The following is a 16,962-nucleotide window of genomic DNA, read 5'->3' as shown; positions in this document are numbered from 1 at the left end:
CAAACTCCCCTTAAAAAGCCATACTAAATGGGTATTTTTATTGCATTAAAAAATAAATTTCTAAATATTTTATTTTAATTACCGACAAATGCTGTGGCAATAAAACAAAATTAAGGAGAGAAATATGACAATTAAGCCATCAGTCATTGCGTTAGCATGCTTGGTAACTAACCTGACTTATGCCCAACCAATCGCAGAATTAAACTTTGAACACTCTAATGAAAACATGACAGTTAACTACGGGGATATAACTTCGATAACCAGAACTAACATAACGCCAATCACAGGCAACTATAGCCTACAAGTTAACGCGCACAGTTATTTTGAAATAGAGCGGACTTTTGAGTTAAGCCAAACTTTTACAAAGCCCACTCCCTTTGAAATCAGTTTTGATGTACAACTGCCAAAGCTCACATACTCCCAGATTTCTGACAATACATTTCTACACACTTCATTCACCCTCGAATTTGACGATGGTAGTATAGTGCAAACATACGGTTCAGATGCTCACATCATTCCACCACAGGTGCAAAGCATCCACTCTTTTGATACTCGAACAACGCTACCTAAAAACAAACTTATAAAACGAATATCAATTCAATGGAGAGTGCATTTGCTTGAGGAGATGCCTATCGTTTTTGATAATATCAAAGCATCTTTAGGTGAAAATCACGGCGAAGACAGTACAGTTATCACGCACTTCCCTTTACAAGGTCACTTTGAATCTGCAACCCAGGCTGAATTGGATAAGTACTTCATCGGAAACCCTTCAATTGTCACTTATCCAACTGTTCCTGAGCAACATGCTGTACAAATTAACGCAGATAGCAATGGGTACTTTAAACTCAGATTTGAAAAAAACAATTTATTCCTTGCTCATTCCACACCAGATTATTTAAGTACCATTGTCTCGCTCCATAACCCTAGCAGTGAATCGCGCGTGGTGCGTTTCTCAGGCTATGCGGATTACACCAAGGTGCTTTCTGGAACAGCTCATACAATTACAAACTATAACACGCTTGTACTGGCAGCAAATGAGACTAAATACGTTCCTTTAATGTTGGATTTTAGCGACGACGACGATACTTCTGCTATTTCTGCAGTAAACTTTGAGATTGAATCTAACGACGTTATTTTGCTTGATAATGTACAGATGTACAGCGCTTCAACAACGGGTGATGGCGCGATAACTCACGTATCTAATAACTATGAGTCTGGGCAAGTCGACTTCTCGTCACGCTACCCAGACGATGTGTCTATTTCAATTGATCAAGATACGCCCATTTATGGTGCCAACAGCCTTAAATTAGTGCTATCTCCATGGCGGCAAGCAAGTTACTCTCATTTTTTCCCTTGGGGTCAAGATATTTTTGCCAATCAAATACACGCTCAATTAGACCTCAATGCCACCCAAGCAGATTATGGCAAACCCATTCAGGTGTGTACGGATGTTTATTACCACGGTGGGGAGCGAGATTCTTTTTGTGAAGAGCGCGTATTGGGTAAAGGCAGTTTCCAAATTAATCAACTTTATACGCTCGACCAAACCAAAGCACTTTACCGTTTAATAATGAGAGTAAGGTCCTTTAGCAGCGTGCCAGCAACCGTAATTATTGATAATTTTTCACTAAAATATTGGCGACATTTTAACTAACTCACACACCCAATATTGAAGCTTTCTGTAAATGTAGCTTAAGGAATAAAAAAGCGGAGTCACGACGACCCCGCTTTTTCTTAGCAAATTTCAATATGATGCTTATAAATAAAAACCAATTTACTGTCTAGCAACCACTAAAACAACTTATGCAAAAGTGCCCTCTGCCAACTTCGGCTGCGAGCGCGATTGGCAAAGCCACTTTCTCGTTACTCAACAGAGTAAGCATTTCGATTTTATGTTTTAACTCCATTGCAAAACCCTTTTATTTTGCAACGATGTAAAAGTATGCGGAAAATACAATTACCAGCACAAAATAACCAAATAAAGGTACAAACACAAGCAAAGCGCGGTCAAATCAGAAAATAGAAAGGAAATATAAATATAATAATAAAATCATTTATTTCATAGCTTTATAAAAAACATTACGACTTAAAAGGCACCAAAATGACCGAGGACATAATTCTGACACGATTTTGAAAACGCAGTTTCACTTTTGGGAAATACACTGTTTTCACTAAGCAGGAAGCACCCCGAAAAAGCAAATTTTAGGGCTAAGTCAACAAGGAGGAAAAACCGTTATCTCTAGGAATTACAATGAAACATGCCAATCTCGTATTTATGTCCAGCCTTTTAGGTGCCGTCAACTTATGTGCTGTCGCCGCACCCGAAGTCCACTATGAACAATGCCAATCCACTTTCAGCTATCAACTTGCTCGCTACCAAGGTACTACAGACAAAAATAACAGCAGTAGTCAGTGGTGCTATTTAAAACAGGCCATTGACGGACAAACTTGGGGAAATGTGCGCACTGAGACCATCCCTGAATTCAAAACAGTCTCAGGAAAGTCATGTCAAACCCCCTCTAACTATCAAGGCGAACATTTTTATGGTTGTGCGACCATTAATCATGATGAACCCTGGTGTTATACCGATGATCAAGGTAACTGGGAAGCATGTGCGCCTGTCGAAAACGAACCGTTACTATCTCATACCCACCCTCAAGCAAGTAAACGTTTAGATAGAGTTGCACTCGGCTCCTGTTTTAAAACCAAAGGAGATATGCCTCAAGCGCTGGCCAAATTGATTGCACATCAACCGGATTTATTTCTCTGGTTAGGTGACAATATTTATGCCGACACCACAGATATGGACACGATGCGACAAAAGTATGATGATAAAAAACGTAATATTGATTATCAGAAATTCTTGGCTGCAAACATACCTGTCATGGCGACATGGGATGACCATGATTATGGTGCAAATAACGATGGCAAGCACTACCCTCAACGTGCCGCGAGCCAAAAAGAATACCTTCGTCACTTTGACGCCCCAGCGGATGATCCAAGGTTAAATGGTCAAGCTGGTGTTTATGAAGCCAAGATGCTTGGACCTGCCAACGAAAGCACTCATGTGATCACGCTAGATGCCCGCTACTTCCGCTCACCTACATTTACTAACTATGGTGCCTGTGAAGGAGATAAAACGACGATTTTAGGTGAACAACAATGGCAATGGCTTGAACAGCAACTCAATACACCTTCTGAGATTAAGTTAATAGCCAGTGGTATTCAGTTTTTACCGCCACTGTATCAGGGTAGAAGTCGAGATAAATACTGTGCATACGGCGATGGGAAGAAGTTTGAACAAGCCATCGCAGCACTCGATGAAACAGGTCTATCTGGGACCAGTTACGAATCTTGGGCTGAGGTGCCTACAGAGCGGGAGAAATTGCTACGTTTAGTACAAAAATCGATAAATTCAGGTAAAACCAAAGCCGTTATTTTCCTTTCCGGCGATCAGCATTGGGGAGAGTTGTTGCAAAAAACAATTCCAAAAAGCACCGAGCACGGCGATGCCGTCACCGTATACGAAGTCACCGCATCAGGTTTTGGTCAAAATTGGCCATATCATATTGAAAACCCATTAAGATTGCCTGTATATGCGGATACTAAGGGCAATGGACAATATGACCAAACTTGTCAGTTTCCATTTGCTTATGGTGGAACCACCTACCGAGGGTGCACCACAAAAGATCATACACAACCTTGGTGCTATACCCAAGTAGATAACAGTGGTAAAGGTATCGCTGGCCAGTGGGGCAATTGCGCGCCTTCAGGGGCTTCAATTCCCACAGGAAAAGTGGGGATTGTCAGTAATAACGTCAGTAACTTAACCACCAGCGACAGGCATCTCATTAATAAGTCTGGTAGCAACTATGGTATGGTCGATATCGACTGGCAAAAAAAACAAATTAAGCTGTCGATTCAGACGACTGAAGAAGAGGCAGTGTCGACCATCATCAACTTCTAATTCATAAAAAAGCTCCCATCACGGGAGCTTTAATCCTTGGCACTTTAAGCTACCCCCTAGTCACTTGCACTTTCTGCTAACTTGTAAAGGTAAAGTGCTTTTAGACTGGCAATTGCCATCGCAATGAACAACACAGCCCCACTGCCCCAATCGAGCAGTACACCGCCAACAAGTGGCGCAAATGCAAAGCCCAATGAACATAAACCAGCAGCGCCAAAATAACTTGCTTTTAAATGGGAGGGTGCCATACGGTCTATATAAATATTGATATTTGAAAACATAATGGCTTCGCTGAAACTCAGCACTGCAATCGCACCTATCCATCCCCAAAACCCTTCAACTGGATTTATCGCCATCATCACTTGAGATAAAACCAAAATACCTCCGCCAAAATATAGGCGAGATTGAATTGACCAATTGCGCATAACATGTAACAAAGGGAATTGGAAAATAACAATAACCAATGAGTTGGTAATAATCAAACTTGAAATAAGCACTGCCAGCTCAGGAACTTGCGCTCTAGTCAGATACTGAACTAAGCTTGAATCTCCCTGTCCATATACCATATACACTAAGAATGTCGCTAATAAAACCCATAAAAAACGCGTGTCTTGACGCAAAATAGCAAGCCAAGATTTAAAACTTGGCACCTGAACTTGCTGCGCATTTTTATCGTTTTTCGCAGCGCTAGATTGCTTTAAAATTAATGCCAATAGCAGCCCTAAGTACGCAAATGCCGTATAAATAAAGCTAAATTGCTCACCATTAAGTCCAGCCCACAAACCAAACAATGGACCGATTGCAGCGCCTACATTCACTAAGAAATACAGTAAATGCAGAGCAAGCTCTCTATCTTCGCTATTACTCAGTTCATCACTTAAAAGTGCCTTACTGGGTGCATCCCATAACGTTCTTGGCATACATGCAAAGAAGACCGCTAAGCAAAATGCCCATAGCTGCTCTGCTAATGCTAAGGCTGCAAAAGCGAGTACACCAACAACAGCTGCCGTGTATAGCAACGCAAATCGGCCAAATCGATCCGCAAGATTACCCGTATAAAAACCAAGTAATACCGCAAACACCGCAGACCCTGTCAACAATACACCCACCTCAGTGGCACTGAGGCCATATTTGCTGTAAAGCATCACCGCGAGAAAAGGCCAAACCATATAGTAGCTGGCTCTGACGAAAAAATTACCAAGTAACATGACCCATACGAGCGGCGTGAATCGACCTATTTGCGAAGAGAATTGAGTGAGTTCCATCTGAATATCCTGTTGTTTATTATTTATCTTTTACGGCCAGACTAAAACCTCAAGTTAAGTTTAGGTAAAGGTATTTTTTGTAAAAAAATCCCCCGCAGATTAACAAACGGGGGAATGCGCTTTTACATACGGCTTTTAACTTTATTCGTGGCAGTCGCTGTCGCGGGGTCATCGGGCCAAAAATGCTTGGGGTACCTGCCCTTCATTTCCTTTTGTACGTCTTTGTAGCTTGATTGCCAAAAATGTGCGAGATCTTGCGTCAATTGCAACGGCCTTTGTGCAGGTGATAACAGTTCCATCAAGACGCTCACTTTCCCCTCGCAAAGTGTTGGGCTTTGCAACATCCCGTAGACTTCTTGCATTTTAACGGCCAAGCGCGCAGGCCCCTCTAGTTGATACTCAACTCGGATCTGAGAACCACTAGGCACCTTAATTCGCTCTGGTAACAACGTATTTAATTGTTGCTGCTTTTGCCAATCTAGGCGAGTAAGCAAGGCATTTTTCAAATCGAGTTTTTTAAGCTGATTATACTGTTTAACCTCACTCAAAAACGGCGCTAACCACAGTGATAAATCTGCAACTAAATCAGATTCAGTGCTGGCCGGGAATGCATCCGGAAAATACTGCGCAGCCAATTGCATGCGTATAAGTAACTGCTCAACATCACCATAAGCAGAGAAGATGCTTAAGCCCTTTTCTTTAATAATTGACACCCATGCCTGTGTTCTTGCAGCTTCATTTAACGGTGATGAGCTCGGCTTAGCACTGAGCACCCATTGCCCTAAGTACACTCTGTCTTGATGTAAAAACTGGGTCTGCTTTTGGTCAAACTCGCAAACCGTTTTTTGTTCAAATAAGTAAGGTAAAACCGCTTCAAGCACAGCCGGTTGAAACTCAGTTGCACTAAAAATGGTTTGACCTTGTTGACCGCCCAACTCTGCAATGGCCAAATAATCGCAATCTTGCCAAAATTCACTGTGAGCGTTTACACCCGCACCATTTGCTAAAACAAACCCATTGCCACGGCGCTTTGCCAACCTATCAGGATAAGCAAGTGCCACCACAATGGCCAAATGCTCAAGTGCGAGCTCATTGGTCTTATACGTTAAATCAGCACGCTTACACCAATATTTTAACTGCTTTGTAAATGCTTGAGGTGCACTATGGTGCAATTGATTGAGCGCAAGACTGAGTTCTGGCGCACATTTCACTCGGCTGTCTTGCAGCGCCATAAAATAACAGGTCAGTAAGGTAATACCTGGCAACTGAGATTCAAGGGCTTTTACCTTAAGCAGCATATGCGCAAATCTAGGCTCTGCGCCCATTTGTTGCATGCGTTTACCAAGGTTCATTAGCTTCCCTTGGTTATCAATGGCTTCTAAATTTATCAGCAATTGCTCAGCTTGCTTGCGCTGGGGATCTGTTGGCATATCCAATAGTGGTAAATCAGATATCTGAGTGCCCCACACCTTGGACTCTAAAATCAACCCACTGATATCTGAGCTCAAAATATCCGGTTTGTCATGCGCATCGCGTCGCTCAAACAATGCTTGACTCCCTAAACGGTACACTACGCCTGGCTCTATTCGTCCAGCACGACCTGCTCGCTGCACTGCGGATGCTCGCGAAATAGAGACTGTTTTTAGTTCGGTAACGCCCGTTTTTAAATTAAATACGGCTGCGCGTCGCTTTCCTGAATCTACCACTACTCGAATCCCTTCAATGGTCAAAGAAGTTTCCGCCACATTCGTCGTGAGCACAATCTTGCGTTCTCCAACGGGGGCCGGTGCAATGGCTGCTTGCTGTGCAATTTTATCTTGTTCACCGAATAACATCGCTAAGTGCACCTTAGGTTCATCATCGAGCCCCCCCTGCAATGCATTGGCCACGTAACGGATCTCTTTTTGCCCGGGTAGGAAAACCAAGATACTGCCACTTTCCTCTTTTAGAGCTTGGCGAATCACTGGGGCTATTTGCGCCAACCACTGGCTTTCGTCTTTCACAGGAACATATTTGTGTTCAATTGGATAAGTTCGCCCTTCAGAACATATCAATGGACATTGTAAAAATGCTTGATAGCGCTCACTGTCAAGGGTGGCCGACATCACTAAAATTTTTAAATCATCTCTGAGTGCAGCTTGGGTTTCAAGCGCAAATGCCAAAGCCGTATCGGCAGCAAGTGAACGTTCGTGAAACTCATCAAAAATCAATAAATCAATGCCTGTAAGCTCTGGGTCTTGCTGTATCATTCGCGTCAACATTCCCTCAGTAACAATCTCTAACCGGGTTTGTTCTGACACTTTAACGTCTTGACGTATTCTCAAACCAACTTGCTGACCTAGTGACTCATTGAGTTGACTTGCTAAAAATTGAGCAATATTACGTGCAGCTAAACGACGAGGTTCCAGCATAACAATACGCCGATATTGACCTGATTTCATGAGGTGAAGGGGGAGCCAAGTTGATTTACCAGCCCCTGGTGGGGCTTGCAATAACACAGTTTCATGTGTGTCGAGATGGTCGACTAACTCTGAAAAAACAGCTTCAATTGGGAGCACAGCAGTCTCAAGCATTAACAATATAGATGCCTGTAGTTTACCATGCCCAAGGCAACTTTATGCCAGCTTTTCAGCTCAGTAGCTGGTTGACGCGACTACTTGGCCGCTATTGATTAAACTTCGATAGTCTTCATTCAATTGCTTAATAGATGAATTTAACGGTTGATTAAGGCTGTGAAGCCCAACCCAAGCATTGCGATGCTCTTTTTTCGCCATATATAAGCCATTATCGGCAAGCTCGATAACCTGCTCCCAGCTGAGCGTATGATTTGCACCGTTGGTAAGTGGATACGGCGCAAACCCAATGGAGCACGTCACTTGAATAGGTTGCTCGTTAACTAAAAATGGAAAACACTCAACTTGCCTGCGCACACGCTCTACAGCCTCAATGGCCTCATTATGTGTCATATTCGGCATTACTATCAGAAACTCTTCTCCGCCCCAACGGATCACCAAATCACTTTCTCGCGTGCATTGTTTTAAAATATCCGCCACTGTCTGTAACACAATATCACCAGCTGCATGGCCATAGGTGTCATTGACCTTTTTAAAATGATCGATGTCCAATAAACAAAATATCATCTCTTGTTTTTCATTGTTCTTCGACGGATCAGGCTTGATCTGCGCGTCGATCACACTGAAAAAATAATGGCGATTGTTCAACCCCGTTAAGCTGTCAGTAAAGCTAAGGGCCTGTAATCGTTTGTTACGTTCAGCGAGCTCAGCAGTCCGTTCTGTGACCTGCTGCTTTAACGTAATAAGATATCGCTTGTTTTGCCACCTCCAATATCCAAAACCAACCACCAGCGCTATCAGTAGTAACCCTAAGACACCGCGTTGTTGTGCAAGGTGTGCATTATCAATTTGCTGTTGGTGCTGAACAAGCTGCTGAGCCTGGAGCGCGTTATCCTTCTCTAACACACTCAATTGCTGTTTTTGGGCCGCGAGTGAATATTGTGCCTCGAGTTGTAAAAGCTTGTTATTACGCTTTTGCAAATTAAGGGCTTGCTGAGACAATGCAAAGCGCTTTAAGTACAAGTGCGCTTGCTCAAAATCCCCAAGCTGTGCATACGCCCCTGCTAGAATATTTTGCAACATAGACTGCTCGGTCAAAAACCGTGTTCCAAAAGTCTCATTTAAGGCGTGTTTGGCCGTATTGATTGCCATTGCAAAATCACCCGATTGCAAAGATGCAGTCGCACTCATTAATTGATAGCGAACGCGTAGATGTAAGTTACGTTTAAGCTCAGCCAACTTCACAAAGTCAGAGCTGATCAGTCCCTCAGCGCGCTGATACTCTCCGATGCTTAAGTATGCCCATGCCCGAGCCAGTGCCAGTTTGCTTGAAAGCATTTTATATTCGATTAAATTCGCATCGCTCAGCATTGCAAGGGCCTGGCGGAAACTGCCTTTGAGCAAATACAGCGAACCTTGCCACAGGATGTACTCTCCCATTAATGCATGCGCTTGCTCAGCAAGCACCTTTGTGGTGATTAAGTGATAGGCTTGATCCAATAATTGTTGAGCATAACGAAATCGTTCCAAATCCATTTCAAGCTGCGCCAACGCGAGGTAGATTTGTACCTCCAAGGCTGGCATATCTAAGTTTTTTGCAATGTTTAACGCATCGTTATGTAAAACTAAGCTATGTTTATAATCGCCAAAATGTTGCCGAATAAGCCCCTCTAATAATAAAGAACGCGCCTGTAAATTTTTTGCCCCTAATTGCTTTGACTGTTCTCTGAGTACGCGTACTTGGGGTAATAAATTTAGGTCGTAATCCTCTTTGAGACTATCCGTTAAATGCATCAGCATTTTAGATAAATCTTCGCGCTGTGATGATGACTCAACACTCACGCTTGCCCAAGTACCAAAACTCAGTAACCAATAAGCCAGTAACCAAGACAGTCCCTTCATTATGGTGCGCCCTGTATTGGGTTAAGCATCTGTTGGTTTACATAACGCCAGTCATCTACTAAATGGCTGATAAAACCGGATTGCTTTAACGCTTTATCAAGCACTCCCTGTGCCCTAAGTATTTTTAGTCCCCGATTCAACGCGGCAAAAATCATTTCCCCTTGCGGGTGATTCTTACTGACGATAAAGTGTCGGGAATCGGGCAACATCATTTTGATATTTTGAATAGGCACGTATTCACGCCCTTCAAAATTTAGTAGTAAATCTTGGCTGACACTAAAATTAATTAACATGGCGTCGACCACTTCAGTCTCCACCATATTGAGCATGGTCTCCCAAGGCCCAATAAAGCTCACAATATTAATATCAGTATTATTCAGAGCTCGCCAGTCTACTCGCCACCGAGGGTTGGCAACAACCGTTAATTGCTCTAACTGTTCTTGCGGTAAATTTTGCAGTGCTACGTTGCGTTTCGTGACATAGAGCCCAGCCTCATATTGACCGAACTTAACCACAGGATCACTGACATACAATGATCCTCGGTAATTAATGATATCTTCATGCCAAACACTTCGCGCCAGTACCAAACTCTCTCCTGATATCATATCTGAGAATTCAATAATATTGACCGACGGTTTCGGATTAAAAACGACTTCTCGAGTTTCACCACCAAGAAAGAGCGCTTGCTGAAGCAACACCATCTCGATGATCTCGATATGAGAGCCTTTAGTCGTGGGATAGAAGGATTTCACATCCAAAGGCGAGCGACCGTTTAGAAATTCGGTATAACGTTGACTGAAGTTTTCACTGCTCATTATATCAACCACCAACTGGTTGTGAGCATACAGGCTCCCAGAACACAAACTGAGCCATACCCATATCAGCCACTTCATGCTTACCCCGCAATTTCTTACTTACTCGACTATGAGTATACTAAAATAGATTGCCAAATGTTAACTTAAAGCCAACACAAAAATAAGCTTTTTTTACTAAATTTAAAAATCAGACTCAATAACAAGCACATAAAGATAAAGGTAACGTATTCGAAGGGAACAGGTCGAGGAAATATAGATTATTGTGTATCACACTCTATCAAACCAGTAAGCTTTAATAGAGTGTGTGTAAGTCACTACACAGAACGTGTTGCGATTGCAGGTGAAGTATTGGCAGCGTTATATGCTGTTGGTATAACCGCGATCAAACTGGCAATACAAACTCCAACCCCACCATATAAAAAGTACTCATACGGAACAGCGTCCTGGCGAAACAGCTCAATTAATTTAACATTCGCTATCATGGCACAGAGACTACCTAATAGGACCCCAGCCCCCACCACTATTAAGCTTTCTAGAATATAAAATCGCATAATATGGAATTTACTTGCCCCTAATGCCCGTCTAGTACCAATTTGGCGACGACGCTTCATCAACGTAAAACGCGCTTGCCCAAACACCCCTAGCATTGTCAACATTATCAGGGCGACGGTCACACCCGCCAAGATTATAAATGATGACTCCATCGCTTTATATCCAGTCTCACGAGTATATTTAAAAGTATGTAAATCTGTGACAAACTTGCCTGGTTGTTGCATTAAAAGCGCTTTTACATCAACCATTGCTTGCTCAAGTTGCCCAGACTTCGCTCTCACCATAAATATGTTCTCACCAGCCATAATATAAGTCGGGAACACAACACTACGCTCATTACCTCGCCATTCGGGCCAAGTGGCAATTAACCTATCGATAATCCCAACAATTTGATAGGCTCGACCATTCATATACACAGCCTTCCCAACAGCAGTGGACCAATCATCTGGGGCAATTTGCTCAGCCATTGCCTTGGTTACTAGAATTGAATTTGAACGATCACTGTTGCCTTCAGTCGTAAACTCCATCTCACTTTCTTCGAACCACCGCCCCATAATAATATCTAGGCCCAGCGTGCTGATATAATCCCGAGATCCCACATAAGCACCAGCTTGAGCAATATAACTATCAGGGTCATCACTTGCATTTAACGAGTAGAATACCCCCCAACCAGAGAGTGGAACTGAATTTGTTACAGTGACACTTTCGACACTATTTAAATTTTTAATGTCAGCTAAATCTTGCCGTAATAGCGCAACATACTCTTCAGATTCGACAGGTAAGTTACTCCGGAATGAAAACAAGACCTCTTCATCAAGGCCACTAGACTCAGTCAATTCATGCAGCTTTGAAGAAGCCATAAATGAGACATTAATGAGAATGGTAAAGGCCACAGCAATTTGCACAATCAGTAATAATGGGCCAGTTTTACTTTTCCACAGTGTTTTAAGTATAGGGTTGAAATCCTTCATCAAATACTCCTACAGACTCTTAAGCTGGCTTGATAATTGGATACGCGTTGCTCGATAAATTGGCCACAATCCAAATAGCAGTGAAGTGCCGACAGCTAATGCAACCGTACTGACCATCAAAGTAAAATTCATTGTCATCACATTCGCATGGTATTCTGGGTACATATCAGTTAAAGCAGATAGGCCTAACTGGGCAAGCGCTAAACCGATAACCCCTCCTAAAAGCCCAACTAATATAGATTCACAACCAAATTGCACTGCAATATCTTTCTTTGTTGCCCCGACAGCTCGGCGCAACCCCACTTCACCACCCTTGCCATAAAATTTAGTCATCATCAAACTCATGACATTACATAAACAGGCCAGTAAAAATGCCAAGGCAAAGACAATGCCGAGTTTGCTCTCTTCAGTGATAGCCCCCTCTTCTTCTAAAAACTCTGTAACAGACATCAAACGATTCGGTTCAGGTCTCAAGAATCTCCCCACCTTCCTCTGTTCTTCGGTATAGTCGGCCATAAACTGGAAATACTCATACTTTTTTGCTTCAGATTCGAATTCCACCCAAAAACGGATCCATACACACTCAGATGACATGACATCTTTTAGAGTGGACGTTGCATCATCCCCCCAGCAATACCACCCCATAGTCGCTGGGGAAAAGAAATCGTTTCTTATTTGCGACTCTAGCGGAACGAAATAAGGCAAGGTTGGGGTATACATATGAAAAGAGTTTACATAAAACTTCGGCGTTGGTTGCCAATCATCTATCACCCCAACTATACGGTACAATTTGGAGTCTAAAATGATACTTTCTCCAACCGAGTTTGCACCATTAAACAGGCGATCATTCTCTCGTTTAGACAAGACAATAACGGACTGCCCTAGCTCATCAGCTTCTTCACTCCAAGTCGCGCCGTAAATAAAAGGCGCACCAAAAACGCTAAAAAAATGCCTGCTTGTTGAACGTATATTATGCATTTCTGCACTTTTTACATCCTGAGTTTCAGTGCGCACCAATGTACTAAATGAAACAAATGGCACATGTTTATCCGCTTTATCTGCGGTTAGTAAAGCCATTGCATCTTGGTATGTCAGCATATTTGGAATATCCGCTTCACCATTTCTTCTGTAGCTGATCGGCTCTGCTGGATCCCAAGAATTTAGATGTACCATAGCCACACGTTCACTTTTGTGGGGTAAAGGATTTTTACCCATCATATATCCCACCGTAATCGTGATCATGGCGGCAGCGATTCCAATGGCTATGGTGCCGACCATTAATAGGCTCAACAAAGGCGTCTTTTTAAAGCTAAGCCAAGCCAGCTTAAAATAATAATTGCCCATATGACCCCCTACGCGGTCATCGCAATTTTTTGTTCACTTAAATGGCCATCTCGTATCTCCACAATACGACCAGCCTGCTTAGCTTGATCCATATCGTGAGTTACCATTAAAATACTGGTACCTTGTTGATTGATATCTCGTAATAATGACATAATGCCATCAGCCATCTTCGAATCTAAATTACCAGTGGGTTCGTCAGCAAGCAGGAAAGATGGACTACCAGCAAGGGCTCTTGCAATGGCAACACGTTGCTGCTGCCCCCCCGATAACTGCTGAGGATAATGTGATTTTCGCCCTGCAAGCCCGACTTTTTCAAGCGCATTTAACACCCTTTCAGTTCGTTCTTTGGCACTAAAGTCTCTATACCTTAAAGGCATTTCCACATTATCAAATAGGTTGAGTTCGGGGATTAAATTGAAGCTTTGAAATATGAAACCAATCTTTTGATTTCTCAGCGCTGACTTATGCTTATCAGATAACCCTGTTGTATCTTTGTCGTCTAAAAAGTACTGCCCTTCAGAATATTCTTCCAGTAGACCTGCGATATTCAGAAACGTAGTTTTACCCGACCCCGAAGGTCCAACTACCGCAACAAATTCACCTTGCTCAATATCTAGATCAAATGGCTGTAATGCCTGAGTTTTGACCGTATCAGTGACAAAAGACTTTGCAACTCCTCGCATTTTTAACATGACATTTCCTTTAACGTTATTAACTAGTTATTCTACAGCGGTTCACTATTCTTACTAACGGCATCGCGTAGTGAAAAGAATACAGCTTGCTGTTCCATATGCTTTTTATTAAATACCCTGCCAATTTGGGAAAACAAGTACCCAAAAAAACAACTAGAACATTGTAGTCGATAACCATAAAAATAAACACAAAATTAATATAAATTTCACCAGAAAATCAATTCTTCGCATCTTTGCTCAATGTAAGAGCAACGAAGCAATTACTACAGTGAGTAATCAGGTTAGGAATAGTAAAAGCTCACATCGAGTGAGCTCTTTGGTAAGGTTACACAGAACGCGTTGCCTCTGCCGGGGAGACATTTGAAGCTTTAATTGACGGCTGAATAACCGCAACTAAACCTGCGATAAAAATAATAACTCCACCATAAATAATATACGGTACAGGTACTGGGGATAATGCAAAGTGCTCAACAATTAAATTATTAGCTAAGATTGTCAAAATCACACCAATTGCAATGCCACACGCGGTTATAAAGGCATTTTCGAGCGTAAAATACCGTATTATTTCCACTCTGCTGGCACCCAGTGCTCGCATTGTGCCTATTTGCTTGCGACGCTTCAATACAGTGAATCGCGCTTGACCAAAAACACCTAACATTGTGATCAGTGACAACCCTAAAATTACTGCCTGTAAAGTCGTATATGCTGCATTTTGTGCTTGATAAGCTGTTTCTTTCAATTCACTCATAGATTTCAACTCATCTATGTAACGTGACGGGTCCTGCATCAACAGCTCAACAACATCTCTCATACTTTTCTCACGCTGCCCTTTATGTGCTTTAACAAGCACATTCATATCACCCATTATGAAAATAGTCGGATAGATCACATTATTATTCTTCTGCGGCCAAAAACTCCAAGGGCCAACCATATGTTCAACTATGCCTCGAATAGTCTGTGGTGATTGATTTAGATAGACAGTTTTGCCAAGCGCTTTATGCCAATCTTCAGGGTATAGCTCTTGAGCAAGTGCTTTAGTAATCACAATGCCGACAGCTCTATCCGCTAAAAAGGTGCTCATGACACCTTCATCAATGAGCGAAAACCCCTCTCCAGCAATCAAATTTAATTCCATTGTTTCAATTATTTGATGCCCACCGGTAAAAAATGCAGCTTTAGTGATATAACCAGACTCATTAGGGTCTAATCTAATTTCAAATCCACCACCTCGATGGGAAAGTGGAATTGAACTCACGGTTGTTACCTCTGCAACACTTTCAAGCGCTCTGATTGACTCTAAATCCCGATACAGGTTTGCTACCTTTTCATCCATATCTTCGCCGTTGATCGACATTTGAAATGAAAAAAGACTCTCTTCCGCTAAACCACTTGGGTTATTAATATCTGCATGTTTCTCCACCATTAAATAGATAGAGTTGACCAAAATTGTAAACGTCACTGCCACTTGCAAAATAATCAGCAATGGGGCCATTTTTGAATGTAAAAGCGACTTAATGATGGGTTTAAGATCTTTCATTTGCGTCCCTTTTTATAAACTTTTTAACTGACTAGATGGCTGAATTTTACATGCTCTATATATTGGATAACCGCCAAATAAAATACTCGTCGCAACAGACACCAATATCGTTATCATCACAAGCTCAATATTCATTGTCATCAACTGAGCATTTAAATGGCTATACACTTGCGCAGTCACTGATAAACCAATATTGGCAAGCACTAAACCCAAAACCCCACCAGCGAAGCCGATAAGTACTGCTTCACACGTAAACTGACAAGCAATATCCTGTTGACTCGCCCCTATGGCTCGCCTTAGCCCAACTTCAGAGCCCTTACCATGGAATTTGGTCATCATTAAACTCATGCAATTAAGTAAACAAGCAATGAGAAATGCCACCGCTAACCAAACCGCAATTTTACTATCGCTGCTCACAACCTTACTGTATTTAATAAACTCATTCACATCAAAAACACGATTCATTTGCTCTCTTGGAAAACGTCCAAATTCGCGTTGCTCCATCGCATAATTGTTCACGAAGTTTAGATAATCACTGCGCTGTTCTGCCGAGTTTAATTCAACCCAAAAGTACAACCAGACGCACTCTGAATTGAGCACTGAGTTCAGTTCATTTAGGTCATAATCGCCCCAGCAATAAATACTGGTATCTTTTGTCGATAACCAGTTATTGTTTACCTGAGTCCGAAAAGGAATAAACATATCGCGAGCTTCAGTGAACATTTCTGAGCCCTCTAAATAGAACCTTGGTATTAATGGCCAATCATCCAAAACACCCACCACACGATATAAAAGGCCACCAATTAATACTTCTTTACCTATGGAGTTCTGCCCATCAAATAATCGTTCATTTCGTTGTTTTGATAAAACCACCACTTGCGTTCCTTGTTCATCCTCAAGTGATGACCACGGATTACCGTATAAAAAAGGCGCCTCGAACATGCCAAAAAACTCGTGTGTTGTCGGCCTGATATAAGTTGATATGGCTTCATTGATAGGCTGCGTCGAGCTACGTGCCATCGCTTTGTGGCTGCTTATAATTGTCTGGTTAACACCGACTTTTTGCCTATATAAATTCATCGCATCTTGGTATGTGACGAACATAGGAATATCTTCCTTACCATCTCGCATCCGAAACATTTGATCCGGACTCCAAGAGCTTAAATGTACCGTAAACAAACGTTCGCTCTTACTTGGAATTGGGTCCTTACTCATCATATAGCTGACTGTATAAGTGATCATGGTTGCTGCTATGCCAACCGAGATCGTCGCAATCATCAAAAAGCTTAAAAGAGGGGTTCTTCTCAAGCTTATGACTGCCAGCTTGATATAATAAATCAGCAT

At 42.2% G+C, this 16,962-nt stretch carries 11 protein-coding genes; 2 read left to right on the top strand and 9 right to left on the bottom strand.

Features of this window, described 5'->3' with window-relative positions:
• Nucleotides 1-124 precede the first annotated feature (124 nt).
• Complete coding sequence (locus JF50_RS06410; RefSeq protein WP_039608597.1) at nt 125-1,654, top strand: hypothetical protein; 1,530 nt, start codon at nt 125-127, stop codon at nt 1,652-1,654.
• A 597-nt stretch (nt 1,655-2,251) separates the two neighbouring features.
• Entirely contained in the window at nt 2,252-3,967 is a 1,716-nt protein-coding gene (locus JF50_RS06405) for an alkaline phosphatase D family protein (protein ID WP_039608596.1), read from the top strand.
• Between the two features lie 56 nt (nt 3,968-4,023).
• Here JF50_RS06405 and JF50_RS06400 read toward each other — a convergent pair whose 3' ends face one another.
• The 9 genes from JF50_RS06400 to JF50_RS06360 all read right to left on the bottom strand — a co-directional run bounded on the left by JF50_RS06400 (nt 4,024) and on the right by JF50_RS06360 (nt 16,962).
• Complete coding sequence (locus JF50_RS06400) at nt 4,024-5,232, bottom strand: MFS transporter (RefSeq protein ID WP_039608595.1); 1,209 nt, start codon at nt 5,230-5,232, stop codon at nt 4,024-4,026.
• A 122-nt stretch (nt 5,233-5,354) separates the two neighbouring features.
• Nucleotides 5,355-7,790 carry an ATP-dependent helicase HrpB gene (hrpB, locus tag JF50_RS06395; protein WP_039608862.1) on the bottom strand — a complete coding sequence of 812 codons (2,436 nt, stop codon included), beginning with the start codon at nt 7,788-7,790 and terminating at the stop codon, nt 5,355-5,357.
• Nucleotides 7,791-7,865: 75 nt separating this feature from the next.
• Nucleotides 7,866-9,707, bottom strand: coding sequence for a GGDEF domain-containing protein (locus JF50_RS06390; protein WP_052262155.1), 1,842 nt, complete (start codon nt 9,705-9,707; stop codon nt 7,866-7,868).
• Nucleotides 9,707-10,600, bottom strand: coding sequence for a hypothetical protein (locus JF50_RS06385; RefSeq protein ID WP_039608594.1), 894 nt, complete (start codon nt 10,598-10,600; stop codon nt 9,707-9,709). Before JF50_RS06385 ends, JF50_RS06390 begins: the two co-directional genes overlap by 1 nt.
• A gap of 236 nt (nt 10,601-10,836) precedes the next feature.
• Nucleotides 10,837-12,045 carry an ABC transporter permease gene (locus JF50_RS06380; protein WP_039608593.1) on the bottom strand — a complete coding sequence of 403 codons (1,209 nt, stop codon included), beginning with the start codon at nt 12,043-12,045 and terminating at the stop codon, nt 10,837-10,839.
• A gap of 9 nt (nt 12,046-12,054) precedes the next feature.
• A complete protein-coding gene (locus JF50_RS06375) occupies nt 12,055-13,389 on the bottom strand; it encodes an ABC transporter permease (RefSeq protein ID WP_039608592.1) in 1,335 nt (444 codons plus the stop codon).
• Nucleotides 13,390-13,397: 8 nt separating this feature from the next.
• Nucleotides 13,398-14,081, bottom strand: a complete 684-nt coding sequence (locus JF50_RS06370) for an ABC transporter ATP-binding protein (protein ID WP_039608591.1) — start codon at nt 14,079-14,081, stop codon at nt 13,398-13,400.
• A 325-nt stretch (nt 14,082-14,406) separates the two neighbouring features.
• Nucleotides 14,407-15,618, bottom strand: coding sequence for an ABC transporter permease (locus tag JF50_RS06365; RefSeq protein WP_039608590.1), 1,212 nt, complete (start codon nt 15,616-15,618; stop codon nt 14,407-14,409).
• Between the two features lie 12 nt (nt 15,619-15,630).
• Complete coding sequence (locus JF50_RS06360) at nt 15,631-16,962, bottom strand: ABC transporter permease (RefSeq protein ID WP_039608589.1); 1,332 nt, start codon at nt 16,960-16,962, stop codon at nt 15,631-15,633.

It is taken from the genome of Pseudoalteromonas luteoviolacea (assembly GCF_000814765.1).
GTDB lineage: Bacteria > Pseudomonadota > Gammaproteobacteria > Enterobacterales > Alteromonadaceae > Pseudoalteromonas > Pseudoalteromonas luteoviolacea_H.
The sequence above is the reverse complement of the archived record's forward strand: the minus strand, read 5'-3'. Positions and strand labels throughout refer to the sequence as shown.